Annotated in this window: 11 protein-coding genes and 1 tRNA gene; all 12 read left to right on the top strand. The window is 50.6% G+C overall.

The window, feature by feature from the left end; genetic code table 11:
- The first annotated feature begins 2 nt into the window (after positions 1–2).
- The 12 genes from LZ11_RS02820 (at position 3) to lat (ending at position 13,437) form a co-directional block, all read left to right on the top strand.
- A complete protein-coding gene (locus LZ11_RS02820) occupies positions 3–689 on the top strand; it encodes a Spo0B domain-containing protein (protein WP_148866394.1) in 687 nt (228 codons plus the stop codon).
- Between the two features lie 61 nt (positions 690–750).
- Positions 751–2,019: a GTPase ObgE gene (gene obgE / locus LZ11_RS02815; RefSeq protein ID WP_148866393.1), complete on the top strand. Its 1,269-nt coding sequence runs from the start codon at positions 751–753 to the stop codon at positions 2,017–2,019.
- 60 nt (positions 2,020–2,079) lie between these two features.
- Complete coding sequence (nadD, locus tag LZ11_RS02810; RefSeq protein WP_148866392.1) at positions 2,080–2,694, top strand: nicotinate-nucleotide adenylyltransferase; 615 nt, start codon at positions 2,080–2,082, stop codon at positions 2,692–2,694.
- Between the two features lie 6 nt (positions 2,695–2,700).
- Positions 2,701–3,300 carry a bis(5'-nucleosyl)-tetraphosphatase (symmetrical) YqeK gene (yqeK, locus tag LZ11_RS02805; protein ID WP_222927166.1) on the top strand — a complete coding sequence of 200 codons (600 nt, stop codon included), beginning with the start codon at positions 2,701–2,703 and terminating at the stop codon, positions 3,298–3,300.
- Positions 3,284–4,462: an LCP family protein gene (locus LZ11_RS02800; RefSeq protein ID WP_148866391.1), complete on the top strand. Its 1,179-nt coding sequence runs from the start codon at positions 3,284–3,286 to the stop codon at positions 4,460–4,462. The genes yqeK and LZ11_RS02800 overlap by 17 nt, the downstream gene beginning before the upstream one ends.
- Positions 4,463–4,476: 14 nt before the next feature.
- Positions 4,477–4,854, top strand: a complete 378-nt coding sequence (gene rsfS / locus LZ11_RS02795; RefSeq protein WP_148866390.1) for a ribosome silencing factor — start codon at positions 4,477–4,479, stop codon at positions 4,852–4,854.
- 237 nt (positions 4,855–5,091) lie between these two features.
- Positions 5,092–7,545: a leucine--tRNA ligase gene (gene leuS / locus LZ11_RS02790; protein ID WP_148866389.1), complete on the top strand. Its 2,454-nt coding sequence runs from the start codon at positions 5,092–5,094 to the stop codon at positions 7,543–7,545.
- Between the two features lie 126 nt (positions 7,546–7,671).
- Entirely contained in the window at positions 7,672–8,307 is a 636-nt protein-coding gene (locus tag LZ11_RS02785) for a helix-hairpin-helix domain-containing protein (RefSeq protein WP_148866388.1), read from the top strand.
- A gap of 19 nt (positions 8,308–8,326) precedes the next feature.
- Positions 8,327–9,733: an L-seryl-tRNA(Sec) selenium transferase gene (gene selA / locus LZ11_RS02780; protein ID WP_148866387.1), complete on the top strand. Its 1,407-nt coding sequence runs from the start codon at positions 8,327–8,329 to the stop codon at positions 9,731–9,733.
- On the top strand, positions 9,730–11,649 hold the full coding sequence (gene selB, locus LZ11_RS02775; RefSeq protein WP_148866386.1) for a selenocysteine-specific translation elongation factor: 1,920 nt from the start codon (positions 9,730–9,732) through the stop codon (positions 11,647–11,649). The genes selA and selB overlap by 4 nt, the downstream gene beginning before the upstream one ends.
- A 106-nt stretch (positions 11,650–11,755) precedes the next feature.
- Positions 11,756–11,850: transfer RNA gene (locus tag LZ11_RS02770), tRNA-Sec, on the top strand.
- A 252-nt stretch (positions 11,851–12,102) separates the two neighbouring features.
- The gene (lat, locus tag LZ11_RS02765; protein WP_148866385.1) at positions 12,103–13,437 is read left to right on the top strand and encodes an L-lysine 6-transaminase; all 1,335 of its coding nucleotides are present in this window, start codon (positions 12,103–12,105) and stop codon (positions 13,435–13,437) included.
- The last annotated feature ends 161 nt before the right edge of the window (positions 13,438–13,598 follow it).

The raw sequence follows: 13,598 nt of genomic DNA, 5'->3' as shown, positions 1-13,598 counted from the left end.
TGATGAAGGAAATCAGGCGCTGGTGGAGAATATTAATGGTGTCAAATATAGGGAAAGGTATGATGGCATTGAGAGGGCGCTGGTTGATATGTTTGACCGCCGGCGGCCAGCTGGCTGTGTGCCTTTTTCTATCGGGGATTCTGATTAGAGAAGGATATAACGCGGGGATAGGCATTTTATCAGCGGTCCTTTGCGTGGCGCTTTTTTTAGGGGCTGTTTTCCTTGTACGCGGTTCGTCTGAAATCGTGGCGAAAGAGGACTGGGACAGCATCTTCCTCTGCTGGAGACTTCAGCGGCACGACTTCAACAACCACCTGCAGATTATCTACACCATGATTCAGCTGGGTAAATCTGAAAAAGCGCTGGAGTACATAAATACTATAAAAAGGGAAAATGAGGTGTTTTCCACCATATGCAGGCTGGAAAATCCGCGGATTATAAGTGAGGTTTCTGACATCATCCTCTCCGCAAGACAGGAGGGAATCAGTATATTCCTCGATATACCCGACGATTTTAACCCGGAAAAAATAAGTCAAAGTACCATCAAATCATTGAGAGAACAGGTTCGGGCCCTTATGGCGGAACTGAAGAGCGTTCCCGGAGAGCGGGATTTGAATATAAGCTATACGGAGCCGGATAAGGTGAAAATATCTTCAAATGCCCTTGAAGGCAGGACTATCATTATTTAAACCGCATGAAATTGATATAATTTAACTTAAAAGGGAATCCTTAAAAAAAAGGTGATGGAGTATGTTTGTGGACAGGGCTAAAATATACGTTAAAGCAGGCGACGGAGGCAACGGCGTTGTTGCCTTTAGAAGAGAAAAATACGTGCCCCGGGGTGGTCCGAGCGGGGGTGACGGCGGCAAGGGCGGAGATGTGGTGCTCATGGTCGACCCCAATCTTTCCACCCTGCAGGATTTCAAATACAGGGTGCACTACAAAGCCCAACGCGGGCAGAATGGCCAGGGCTCCAATAAAATAGGTAAGAGCGGCGAGGACCTGGTTATAAAAGTGCCTCCCGGAACAGTGGTAAAGGATGCTGGAACCGGGGAAATACTGGCAGACCTGGTTGAACCCGGACAGACCTTCATTGCGGCCAGGGGAGGAAGGGGAGGCAGGGGGAATGCGCGCTTCGCTTCGGCGGTAAACCAGGCTCCCGATTTTGCCGAGAAGGGAGAACCGGGAGAGGAACGCTGGATACTGCTGGAACTAAAGCTACTGGCTGATGTGGGCCTCATAGGTTTTCCGAACGTGGGTAAGTCCACCCTTCTTTCCCGGATGACGGCGGCGAGGCCCAAAATAGCCGACTACCCCTTTACCACCATCACGCCTAACCTTGGGGTCGTGGATACGGGTCCTACAGGCAGGAGCTTCGTGGTGGCCGATATACCCGGTCTTATAGAGGGGGCCCACGAAGGATTGGGGCTGGGGCATGAATTTCTAAGGCATGTGGAGAGAACCAAGGTGCTTGTTCACATAATAGATGCGGCAGGCCTGGAGAACGATCCGGTAGAGGGATTTTATACTATAAACAAGGAGCTGGAGGCCTTCAGCGGGAAGCTCGCTCAAAAACCCCAGATTGTGGCGGCCAATAAGATGGACCTTCCACAGGCCAGGGAAAACCTGGATAGGATCAAATCCCACCTGGAATCTCAGGGCTATGAAGTGGTCCCTATATCGGGGGCCACAGGGGAGGGCGTGAAGGATTTGATATACAGGATAATCCAGTATCTGGACAGAATAGGGGACGCCTTGCCCGAAACAGTCGGGGTGAAAAAATATACCGTTAAGGATGAGGATGAAATCAGGGTTGAGCGGGTCGGTGAAGTTTTCCAGGTAAAGGGGAAGGTCGTGGAGCGCCTGGTGGCGATGACCGACCTAGATAATGAATCGGCGGTGAATAGGCTGCAGCGGGCTTTCAAGCGTCTCGGCGTCGACGAACTTCTCAAAGAAAAGGGAATCAAAGAAGGGGATACGGTAAGGATCGGCGATGCGGAGTTTTACTATACCGAATAATTGAAAAACAACACCGTCAAATGGTATAATCAAACCATTAAAGGGTGGAGGGGAGAAATATTGGAGAAGCTGAACAGGGTGGGGATAATGGGGGGAACTTTCGATCCTATTCATTTCGGCCACCTGATAACAGCGGAGGAGGCCAGGATTAACTTTAAATTGGACAGGGTGGTCTTCGTCCCCGCGGGAAATCCTCCCCATAAAAAGGACTATAAAGTTAGCGACGTCGAGCACAGGTATCTGATGACCGCCCTTGCAACAAACAGCAACCCGCATTTTGAAGTTTCGAGGATTGAAATAGAAAGATCGGGCTACACCTATACGGTGGACACACTGCGCCAGTTTGCCGACATTTACGGCCGGGACACTTCCTTATTTTTTATTTCGGGTGCGGACGCGGTGCTGGACATCCTGACGTGGAAGGATGTAAAGGATGTGCTCAGCTACTGTAACTTTATCGCTGCCACAAGGCCCGGGTATCCGGTAGACCGGCTTAAAAAGAAACTGGCGGAAATAAAGGAGCTTTACGGCAAGGATGTTTATCTTCTCGAAGTGACGGCAATGGCCATATCGTCGACGGAAATAAGAAGGCGCATCAGGGAAGGGCTTTCAATTAAATACCTCATTCCCGAGAGCGTGGAAGCGTATATTATAAAAAACGGCCTTTACAGGTGATCCCGCGTGATTTCTAAAAGATTAATACTGGAAGATTTGAAGAAAAACATGACGCACAAGAGGTTTCTTCATTCTCTGGGGGTGATGGAGACGGCGGTCGCCCTCGCGAGAAGGTACGGGGTAGATGAGCAAAAAGCCGAGCTTGCCGGCCTGATCCATGACTGCGCCAAGGACATCCCGGTAGCCCGGCAGTTGAATTTAGCCCTGGAGTTTGGTATACTTTTAGATGAAATTTCCAGGGTAGAGACAGCACTGATTCACGGCCCGCTGGGGGCGGCGCTGGCGAGAAAAAAATACAGCGTGGAGGACCCGGAGATACTGAAGGCCGTAAGCATTCACACCACGGGAGACATAAAGATGAGCGCGCTGGACAAGGTAATTTTCCTGGCGGATTATATAGAGCCGGGCAGGGATTTTCCCGGTGTTGAAAAACTGCGCAAGGCGTCCTTTGAGGATCTGGACGAGGCTGTGATCATGGCCTTCGATTCGACCATCAGGTACGTGCTGGGTAAAAGAGGGTTACTGCATCCGAGGACGGTCGACGCGAGAAATCATCTTCTCCTGCAGAGGGGGAAAAGGGGAGAGGTCGATGAGAAGAGTAATTAAATATGCGGTTTTTGCCATACTTTTCGTGGTCTTGGCTTTTGGAAGCGGTTTTTATTTTACCCTGCGCAGCCTGAATAACGGCAGCGACATTTCACCGCGAGATAGTTCCGGAACTGACGAGTATCTGGAAGGGCGGCTGAACATTTTGGTGCTGGGACTGGATGCCGGCACTATAGGTGCCGATGAAGAGCACAACCGCCACAGGTCTGACACGATGATGGTCTTCAGCGTAGACCCCAAGGAGAAAAAGGTTAACGTGCTTTCGATTCCCAGAGACACCAGGGTCAGGATTCCGGGAGTTGGTTATCAGAAAATAAACGCCGCCACGGCTTACGGAGGGCCGGAGCTTGCCGTCAAGACCGTAAAGAATTTTCTCGGTGTTCCAATACACCATTATGTAACCGTTAATTACAGTGGATTTCGCAAGATAGTCGACGCCATGGGCGGCATCGAGATAAACATAGAAAAGAGGAGGGAATACCACGACAACGCCGGCGGGCTTCATATAGACCTGCAGCCGGGCCTTCAGGTGCTGGACGGCGAAAAGGCCGAGCAGTTTGTTAGATTTCGCCAGTATCCTGAAGGTGATCTGGGTAGGGTGAAGGCCCAGCAAAAGTTTATGGAGGCGGCTCTTAAGACCCTCCTGAAGCCTTCCACGCTGCTGAGACTCCCGCAGATAGTGCAGGCAGTCCAGGAAAGCGTCAGTACCGATATAGAACCTATCCAGATGATGAAACTGGCCAATATAGCCCGGCAGATACAGTATGACAACGTTAAGATGTACATCCTTCCGGGTGAGGGCCAATATATAGGCGGCGTCAGCTATTTCATACCCTATAAATCCGAGATGGCCAAAGTCGTAAAAGAGGTGTTTCACGGCGAAAACGCGAATGTAAAGGTGGCGGTGTTGAACGGCAGCGGTTATGCGGGCATCGCCCGAAAAGTGGCGCAAAAGCTGGAAGAAATGGGATTTACCGTAGTCAGGGTGGCCAACGCTGACAGCTTCGATTACGATACCACTACAATTATATACCCCAGGGAAAAGCGCGAGGATGCAGAAAAAATCGCAAAAGTTTTCGCCAACGCCCGGATGAAGGAGGAGGAATCCCCGGAAGAAAATCTCACCACAATAATTGTGGGTAAGGATGCCCAAGGTGATTAATGGAGGGGAAATGGATGATAAAAAACCCCAGGAATGTGGCTTTAATTGCAGCAAAAATTCTTTCCGATAAAAAGGCTGAAGACTTGGTGGTGCTCGATATTAGTTCGATTTCTATTTTTGCCGATTACTTTGTAATAGCCACGGGAAGATCTTCAATTCACGTCAGGGCTCTGGCCGATGAAGTGGAAGAAAAGCTCTCTGAAAACGGATGCAAAATAATAGGCAAAGAAGGTTACGAGGAAGCCAGGTGGGTTTTGCTCGACTTCGCCGATGTGATCGTGCACATTTTCGATGAAGCGGGAAGAGAGTATTACGACCTTGAAAGGCTCTGGGCCGACGCCGTAAAGGTGGATATTGACAGTGATATGGATTTTGCGTATAATAAACAGTAAATTCATAGAGGGCGTCAAGGAGTAGTAGGGGTGTCAGTCCTTTCAGAGACCGGAGGTTTGGTGGGAATCCGGAGGACGAAACCTCGAACTCGCCTTGGTAACCTTGCCGGCAGGCGTTAAAATGCGAAAAGCGGGCATTCTGCCAATTAGGGTGGTACCGCGAGAAAGAGGCTTCTCGTCCCTAAACCGACGAGAGGCCTTTAATTTTTCTAATCTAGTTGAAAGGAGGCATTGGGCGTGACTCATTACGATTTCAAGACGATAGAACCCAAATGGCAGAAAAGGTGGGAAGAACAGAAGCTTTATAAGGTCGATGAAGACGACAAAAAGCCTAAGTACTACTGCCTTGAGATGTTCCCATATCCTTCAGGGAAACTACACATGGGCCACGTTAGGAATTATTCCATAGGCGACGTGGTGGCCCGTTTCAAGAGGATGAAGGGGTACAACGTGCTTCATCCAATGGGCTGGGACGCTTTCGGCCTTCCTGCGGAAAACGCGGCCATAAAGCACGGTATTCACCCGGCCAAGTGGACATGGGACAATATCACCAACATGAGGAACCAGCTCAAACAGCTTGGTATAAGTTACGACTGGGACAGGGAAATCGCCACATGTCATCCCGGTTATTACAGGTGGACCCAGTGGTTTTTCTTAAAGCTGTACGAGAGAGGGCTGGCGTACCGCAAAAAATCCTTCGTCAACTGGTGCCCGTCCTGCGCCACGGTGCTGGCCAACGAGCAGGTGGTCGATGGACGCTGCGAGCGCTGCGGGGCCGAAATAGGCAAGAAAAACCTGGAGCAGTGGTTTTTTAAAATAACCGAATACGCCGACCAGCTCCTGGAGGATCTAAAAAAGCTGCCGGGCTGGCCCGAGAAGGTAAAGGTGATGCAGGAAAACTGGATAGGGCGCAGCGAAGGGGTAGAAGTCTATTTTACTGCGGAAAAAACCGGAGAGAAAATTCCGGTGTTTACTACGAGGCCGGATACGATTTACGGGGTAACCTATTTGGTTCTGGCACCGGAACACCCCATGGTCAACGAACTCGCTTCCGGCACGCCTTACGAGAATGAAGTCAGGGAATTTCAGAAAAAAATGGAGAAACTGAACGAAATAACGCGCACTTCAACGGAAACGGAAAAAGAAGGCGTCTTTATCGGGGCCTATGCCGTAAACCCCGTGAACAACGAGAGGATTCCCATATGGATTGCAAATTACGTGCTCCTGGATTACGGCACCGGCGCCGTGATGGGAGTTCCGGCCCATGATCAGAGGGATTTTGAGTTTGCAAGAAAGTACGGGCTGCCGTTGAAGGTGGTAATAAACCCGCCGGGAGAGTCGCTTTGTCCCGAACATATAACTCAGGCTTACGTGGAAGAGGGCATCCTCGTAAACTCCGGTATGTTTGACGGTATGAACAGCATGGATGCCATTAAGGCCATAGGCAGGTATATGGAAGAAAAGGGAATAGGGAAAATCAAGGTAAATTATAAGCTCAGGGACTGGCTCATATCGAGACAGCGCTACTGGGGCGCCCCAATTCCGATAGTTTACTGCCAAAAATGCGGCATTGTGCCGGTGCCTGAAGACCAGCTGCCGGTTATGCTGCCCGACGACGTGGAATTCAATCCGAAGGGCACTTCTCCGCTGCTTGATTGCGAGGAATTTTTGAACACCACCTGCCCGATATGCGGCGGGCCCGCACGGCGCGAGACCGACACCATGGATACCTTCATGTGCTCCTCCTGGTATTACTACAGGTATACCGATCCGAGAAACGACGATAAGCCCTTCGACAGGGAAAAGCTGGAATACTGGATGCCCGTAGACCAGTATATAGGCGGCGTGGAGCACGCTATTCTTCACCTGATGTACTCGCGGTTCTTTAACAAGGTCATGAGGGATGCGGGTCTTGTTCACGTAGATGAGCCCTTTACCAACCTGCTGACCCAGGGCATGGTGCTGAAGGAAGGCGCCAAGATGTCCAAATCCCTCGGTAACATAGTCAGTCCGGAAGAGATCGTCGAAAAGTACGGCGCCGATACGGCCAGGCTCTTCATCCTGTTCGCCTCACCGCCGGAAAAAGACCTGGAGTGGAGCGACCAGGGAGTCGAGGGATGTTACAGGTTCCTCCAGAGGGTGTGGAGGCTTGTGGAGGAGCTGGCGCCCAGGGTAAAAGACCCCACCGCCGACGAAAGGCTGGACAGGGAAGTAAGGCGCCTGGTGCATAAGACCATTAAAAAAGTAACCGACGACATCGAAGAGAGATTCAACTTCAATACCGCTATAAGCGCTATCATGGAGATGGTAAACGGCCTCAATTCCCGCAAAGAAGAATCGATTTCCGGGCCTGTGATAAAAGAAGCTCTTGAAAACCTGCTTGTGATGCTGGCTCCCTTTGCGCCCCATATTGCCGAAGAGCTCTGGGAGCGGCTGGGTCACGAGCAAAGCATTCACCTGATGTCCTGGCCCGAGGCTGATGAAGAGGCTATGGCCGAAGAAGTGGTAGAAGTGGTCATACAGGTCAACGGCAAGGTGAGAGGGAAGATCACGTTGCCCGCCGGCATAAGCGAAGAGGAAATGAAAGAGGCCGCTTTAAGGCATGACAGAGTTTTACCGCTTCTAGAAGGGAAAAACGTAGTTAAAGTGGTAACGGTGCCCCAAAAACTCGTAAATATAGTTGTAAAATAAACGGTCCCCGTGACCGTTTATTTTTTCTGGAATTTAAGATAAAATAGATGTGGATCGAGAAGTTGTGGGGCCGGCGGGACTTTACCAAAAGAGGCCCCAGGACCCGACAACGGGGAGAGGGAATGTATGCCTGAATTTACAAAAAGAGAAAAGATACTCCTTTTACTGCTGGCAGCGGTGAGCATTTTAGCCGCCGTGTCCGGCTATTACGCTCTTTTTGAGAAAAGCCCCGATGTGGCCTTCAGGCTGGAGAACGGGCCGGCGGTGACAGTTTTTCAGCCCACCGGGGATACGGCACAGGATTCGGCCCAGCCCGCAAAAATCGTCGTGCACGTGGCCGGAGCGGTGGAAAGACCAGGAGTTTATGTGCTGGAAGAAGGCCGGAGGGTGATCGATGCCATAGAAGCCGCCGGAGGATGTCTTTCCGAAGCTGACCTGGCGAGTCTCAATCTGGCCAGGAAGCTGCGGGATGAAGACAAGCTTTACGTTCCCCAGATCGGAGAGTCTCCCGTTACCGGCAACGCCGGTTCGAACGGGGGGAATGCTGGAGTAAGTTCTATAACGGACGGGAGGATAAATATAAACACGGCCGGGCTTGAAGAACTGGACAAACTGCCGGGAATCGGTCCCGCTCTGGCTCAGAGGATCATCGATTACAGGAACCAGCACGGGCCTTTTAAATCCGTCGAGGAGCTTAAAAGCGTCTCAGGAATAGGAGAAAAGAGATTTGAGGAACTGAAAAATCTCGTAAAGGTAAATTAGTTTTAAGGAGGTTTCCTTTTTGGAGAAAAATCAGGTTCTGAGAAAACTGCCCAAGGTTGGTGATCTCCTGGGTGAAACCCCTGTCAAAGATTTGATGGAAAAGTACGGCAAGTGGGCCGTGGTAAATGCCGTGAGGCAGAGTATCGATGAAATCAGGCGCTCGCTGGAAGAGTCCATGGAAAGGGGCTTTGTCGATGCCGTAGATGAAGAGGGCCTGAAAATAGCAGCGGTGGAGCGGGCGATCAGGCTTGTCGACGAGTACCGGTCCTATAATCTAAAAAAGGTTATCAACGCCACCGGAGTAGTGCTGCATACAAATCTCGGTAGGGCACCGCTTCCGGAAGAGGCTTTGAAAAATTTGCTGGATGTGGCTTCGGGTTACTCCAATCTTGAATACGACATGAGAGAAGGTTCCAGGGGTGAGCGCTACTCCCACATAAGAGAACTTTTATGCGAGATAACCGGTGCCGAAGACGCCATTGTTGTCAACAACAACGCCGGAGCGGTTTTACTGGTACTCTCGGCCCTGGCTTCCGGCAAGGAAGTGATAATCTCCAGAGGCCAGCTGGTGGAGATAGGCGGCAGCTTCAGGGTACCCGATGTCATGGCCCAGAGCGGTGCCAGGCTGGTGGAGGTGGGCACCACCAACAAAACTAATATCGGCGATTACGAGAGGGCTATAAGCCAGGATACCGCCCTGTTACTGAAAGTTCACACCAGCAATTTCAGGTTCGTAGGATTCTGGGCGGAAGTGGGAGTTGGCCAGCTCAAGTCCCTCGGGTTAAAATACGGCATACCCGTTATGGAAGATCTGGGCAGCGGAGTCCTGGTAGATCTAAGGAAATTTGGGCTTCCCCCGGAGCCCACAGTGCAGGAATCGATTCGGGCAGGGGCTGATATTGTTACTTTCAGCGGGGACAAACTGCTGGGTGGTCCTCAGGCGGGTATAATAGTGGGAAGGAAAGAGCTTCTCGAAAACATCAAGCGTCATCCTCTCACCCGGGCCCTCCGCATAGATAAACTCACTCTGAGCGCCCTCGAAGCTGTTCTTCGGCTTTATAGGGACGACAGTCTGGACAGGATTCCGGTGATAAAAATGCTTTCAAAGTCTCCGGAAGACATGGAAAAGGATGCACGGCAGCTTACAGCGGGACTCCAAAAAGTGATCCGGGAACGCGGAACGGTGGAAATTATAGACGATGTATCCCAGGTAGGCGGAGGATCACTCCCGGGCGTGGAACTCCCAACGAAAGCCGTAGCCCTGAGCCTTCGAGAAATGGGACCGGAAGAGCTGGCCGAAAGGTTGAGAAAGGCCCGGATTCCCGTCATAGGCAGGGTAAAGAAGGATAGATTCCTGCTGGACGTCAGGACAATGTCGGAGGAAGACCTGAAGACCGCTGTAGAAATGGTGGGGAGCGTGTTATGAGCAACGTAATCGTAGGTACCGCAGGTCATATAGATCACGGGAAAACCACTCTGATAAAGGCCCTGACAGGCATAAATACCGACAGGCTGAAAGAGGAACAGGAACGGGGCATCACCATTGACCTCGGTTTTGCCTATCTTTTACTCCCCAGCGGCCGCAGGGTGGGCATAGTCGATGTACCCGGGCATGAGAAATTCGTAAAAAATATGCTGGCTGGGGCCGGCGGTATAGATTTGGTGCTGCTGGTGGTAGCCGCCGACGAGGGTATAATGCCCCAAACAAGGGAACATCTGAATATCCTCCAGCTGCTTAACGTAAAAAAGGGCATCGTCGTTATAACCAAAAAAGACCTGGTAGACGAAGAATGGTTGGAGATGGTAAAGGAGGATATCGGCGAAGAGCTAAACGGCACCTTTCTGGAAAAATCGCCGGTCATACCCGTATCATCCGTTACCGGGGAAGGAATAAAAGAACTGATTGAAATTATAGACCGAATGACGGAAGAAGCCTTTGAGAGGGACCTGGACTCGCCTTTTCGCCTCCCCATCGACAGGGTGTTTTCCCTCCCGGGTATAGGCACCGTTGTGACCGGAAGTCTTCTCTGCGGCTCGGTAAGCGTTGGGGAAAATGTAGAAATCTTCCCCAAAGGCCTAATATGCAAGGTGAGGTCCATCGAAATCCACGGAGAAAGCAGGCAGTCGGCCCAGGCGGGTCAGAGGACGGCGATAAACCTCAGCGATGTAAAGCCTGAAGATATATCCAGGGGTGACGTGGTCTCCCGGGCAGGGGCCATGCTTCCGGTGAGCAGGGCCCTTGGTTCATTCAGACTCCTGAAGGACGCGCCAAGGACTCTCAAAAACCGGGACAGGGTTAGGTTTCATGCCGGCACCGGAGAAGTGATGGCCAGGGTAAATCTAATCGATGTGGATGAACTCCTGCCGGGTGAGGAGGCATTTGTGAGTCTGGATTTTGAAGAACCCGTGGCCGTTTCATATAAGGACTATTACGTGGTGAGAAGCTATTCCCCCATAACCACCATAGGCGGTGGACAGATTCTCTTCGTAAATCCTTCCAGATTCAAGCGCAGCATGAGGGATAGGGTGTTGGACGCTCTGCGAAGAGCCGAAGAAGGGGATCTGAGCGAGTATATCCTAGGATTTGTGTCGGTTTTCGGCAGGTCCCATATTCCCCTAAAGAGTCTTGTTCCGTATACGGGTAGGTGCCTTGAAAAGATCAGGGCCGCTGCCGAATGCCTTTCTGCTGGAGGAGAAGCCCTGGTGCTACGGGTAGGGCCCGAAGACGAGGTGTTTGACAAAAGGTTTTACGAGGATAAGAGTGCCGAAGTAAGGGATATACTTGAAAACTACCACAGGAAGTTCCCGCTGAGCGAAGGAATGGCAAAAGAGGAGTTGCGAAGCCGCCTCAATCTGGACGGGAAAGTTTTTGAAGCCGTGCTGGACAGGTGGGTGACCGAGGGACTGCTGGAAAGCAGGGGCAAAACCGTTAACCTGAAGGGGTTTATCGTAAAGGTAAGCGAAAAGCAGGAGGAGATCATTGATAAGTTGCTCCGGGTGTTTAGGGAAAAAGGATGGACTCCCCCAACCTTCAATGAGCTGACGGCGTCCTTTTCGGAGGAAGCTAAGGACGTGAAAGAGGTATTAAACTGGCTCGTTTCCAGGGGAGATATAATAAAAATTAACGAGGAAATCTATATGGCCAGGGAATGGGTCGAGAAGGCCCGTCACCTTCTGCAGAAGTTTTTTGCGGAGAACAGCGAGCTTACGGTGGCCCAGTTCAGGGATATGCTGGGGACTACCCGCAAGTACGCGCTGCCCCTGCTGGAATATATGGACGGGATAAAGGTCACAAGGCGCTTAAAGGATACCCGGGCCGCCGGCATTAGATTATATGAATAAAACAGATCATACAAAAATACAGCCGCTGCATAACATGCTGATTGTCGATCATCTGACAATCACTATTGAAAAAAGTATTATTTTCTGCTATCATAATTTTATGTACGGGAGTAGATAGGTCCTGGTGGGCCTTCTGGTCTTCAAAACCAGCATCGGGGGCAAAACCTCCGAGGTGGGTTCGATTCCCACATACTCCCGCCAGTTAACGAATCGAGGGCTTTCAGGTTAAGCTGAAAGCCTTTTTTTATAACTTGATGTCTGACTTTCTCAAAGCAGTGCCGGGAAGTGCCGTAAATTTTGCACAATAATGCAATGTTTTCGGCGAAGTAAATTATTAAAAGTGCCGGGAAAAGGCGCTTCGATTGTGGCACGAAAATTGCAAAGTATATTTATATACCGAAAGTGTTTTCCATTATAAACTTTAGAAATATTAAAATAATGGAGGTGGTCATTATGGTAAAACCTGACGAGGTCCTTTCAACCCTTGAGAAGTACATCCTGGTCGACGGTTTCCCTATCGTTATCGATCTGGAAAAATCGCACGGAAGTCACATCGTCGATGCCCGGGATGGCACCGATTACCTGGACTTTTACACCTTCTTTGCTTCGTCGCCCCTGGGGTTAAACCACCCGAAGCTGGCCAACGAGGAGTTTAAAGAACGCGTCTTCAGGGCAGCCGTCAACAAGGTTGCCAATTCGGATATTTATACAGTGGAGATGGCACAATTCGTCAAGACTTTCATGGAATTTGCGGCACCGGAAGGGTACGTCCATCTTTTCCTGATAGATTACGGCACCCTGGCCGTCGAAAACGCCCTGAAGGTGGCAATGGACTGGAAGGTGCGCAAGAACCTGGCTCGCGGGTATACCGGAAGCGCCGAAAAGGGCACCAAGGTGATTCATTTTAAAGAAGCCTTCCACGGCCGCAGCGGCTATACCCTTTCGCTTACAAACACGGCAGACCCCAGGAAGTACATGTATTTTACTAAATTTAACGAATGGCCCAGGATTTTAAACCCGAAAATTATATGGCCTCTTGAAGAACACCTTGAAGAGGTTAAAAGAGCCGAAGAGGAAGCCCTGCGCCAGATAAGACAGGCAATAGCCGAAAATCCCAACGACATCTGCGCAATTATTATAGAAACAATCCAGGGCGAAGGCGGTGACAACCACTTCAGGCCTGAATTCCTGAGGAGCCTGAGGCAAATCTGCGACGAAAACGAAATAATGCTTATCTTCGATGAAGTGCAGTGCGGCATGGGTATCACCGGGAAGATGTGGGCTTTCCAGCATTACGGCGTTGAACCGGATATTTTCGCCTTCGGCAAAAAGTCCCAGGTATGCGGCATTCTGGCCAACCGGCGGGTCGACGAAGTGGAAAAGAACTGTTTTGTTGAGAGTAGCCGGATCAACTCTACCTGGGGCGGAAATATAGTCGATATGGTGAGGGCTACCAGAATCCTGGAAATCATGATTGAAGATAAGGTACTCGACCACGTCAACAGCGTATCTAAAGTGCTTCACAGGCACCTGCACGCCCTGCAGGACGAATTCCCCAATCTTATCAGCAATGTGAGGTATAAGGGCTTAATGGCCGCTTTCGACTTACCCGATGCGGCGTTGAGGGCAGAATTCCAGAAATTATGCTATGAGGAGAAAATGCTGGTGCTTCCCACCGGAACTAAAGGAATCAGGTTGAGGCCGGTACTGACGGTGACCGAAGAGGACCTGAACGAGGGCTATAAGAAAATGAGAAACGTGCTGGTGAAGATGACCTCTCAAAGATAAACGATACTTTTAGGAGAAACTTTATTAATGGCGGCCGGCGGAAGGCCCTGCCGGCAAAAGAGACCCACGAATTTCGGTGGGTCTTTTTCTGTTGCTTCTTGTTGGCAAAATATGATAGAAAGGGTATAATATTAGTCAGTTGTCGTTAAAAACCTTTCCGG

It is taken from the genome of Thermosediminibacter litoriperuensis, from assembly GCF_008124715.1.
GTDB classification, from domain to species: Bacteria; Bacillota; Thermosediminibacteria; order Thermosediminibacterales; family Thermosediminibacteraceae; genus Thermosediminibacter; species Thermosediminibacter litoriperuensis.
Note: the sequence above shows the minus strand (reverse complement) of the source record. Positions and strands in the feature narration are given on the sequence as shown.

Bases quoted from the DNA above. Each gene is read 5' to 3' on its own strand.
- lat (WP_148866385.1), top strand. From the start codon at position 12,103: ATGGTAAAACCTGACGAGGTCCTTTCAACCCTTGAGAAGTACATCCTG.
- obgE (WP_148866393.1), top strand. From the start codon at position 751: ATGTTTGTGGACAGGGCTAAAATATACGTTAAAGCAGGCGACGGAGGC.
- LZ11_RS02800 (WP_148866391.1), top strand. From the start codon at position 3,284: ATGAGAAGAGTAATTAAATATGCGGTTTTTGCCATACTTTTCGTGGTC.
- selB (WP_148866386.1), top strand. From the start codon at position 9,730: ATGAGCAACGTAATCGTAGGTACCGCAGGTCATATAGATCACGGGAAA.
- LZ11_RS02785 (WP_148866388.1), top strand. From the start codon at position 7,672: ATGCCTGAATTTACAAAAAGAGAAAAGATACTCCTTTTACTGCTGGCA.
- LZ11_RS02820 (WP_148866394.1), top strand. From the start codon at position 3: ATGAAGGAAATCAGGCGCTGGTGGAGAATATTAATGGTGTCAAATATA.
- rsfS (WP_148866390.1), top strand. From the start codon at position 4,477: ATGATAAAAAACCCCAGGAATGTGGCTTTAATTGCAGCAAAAATTCTT.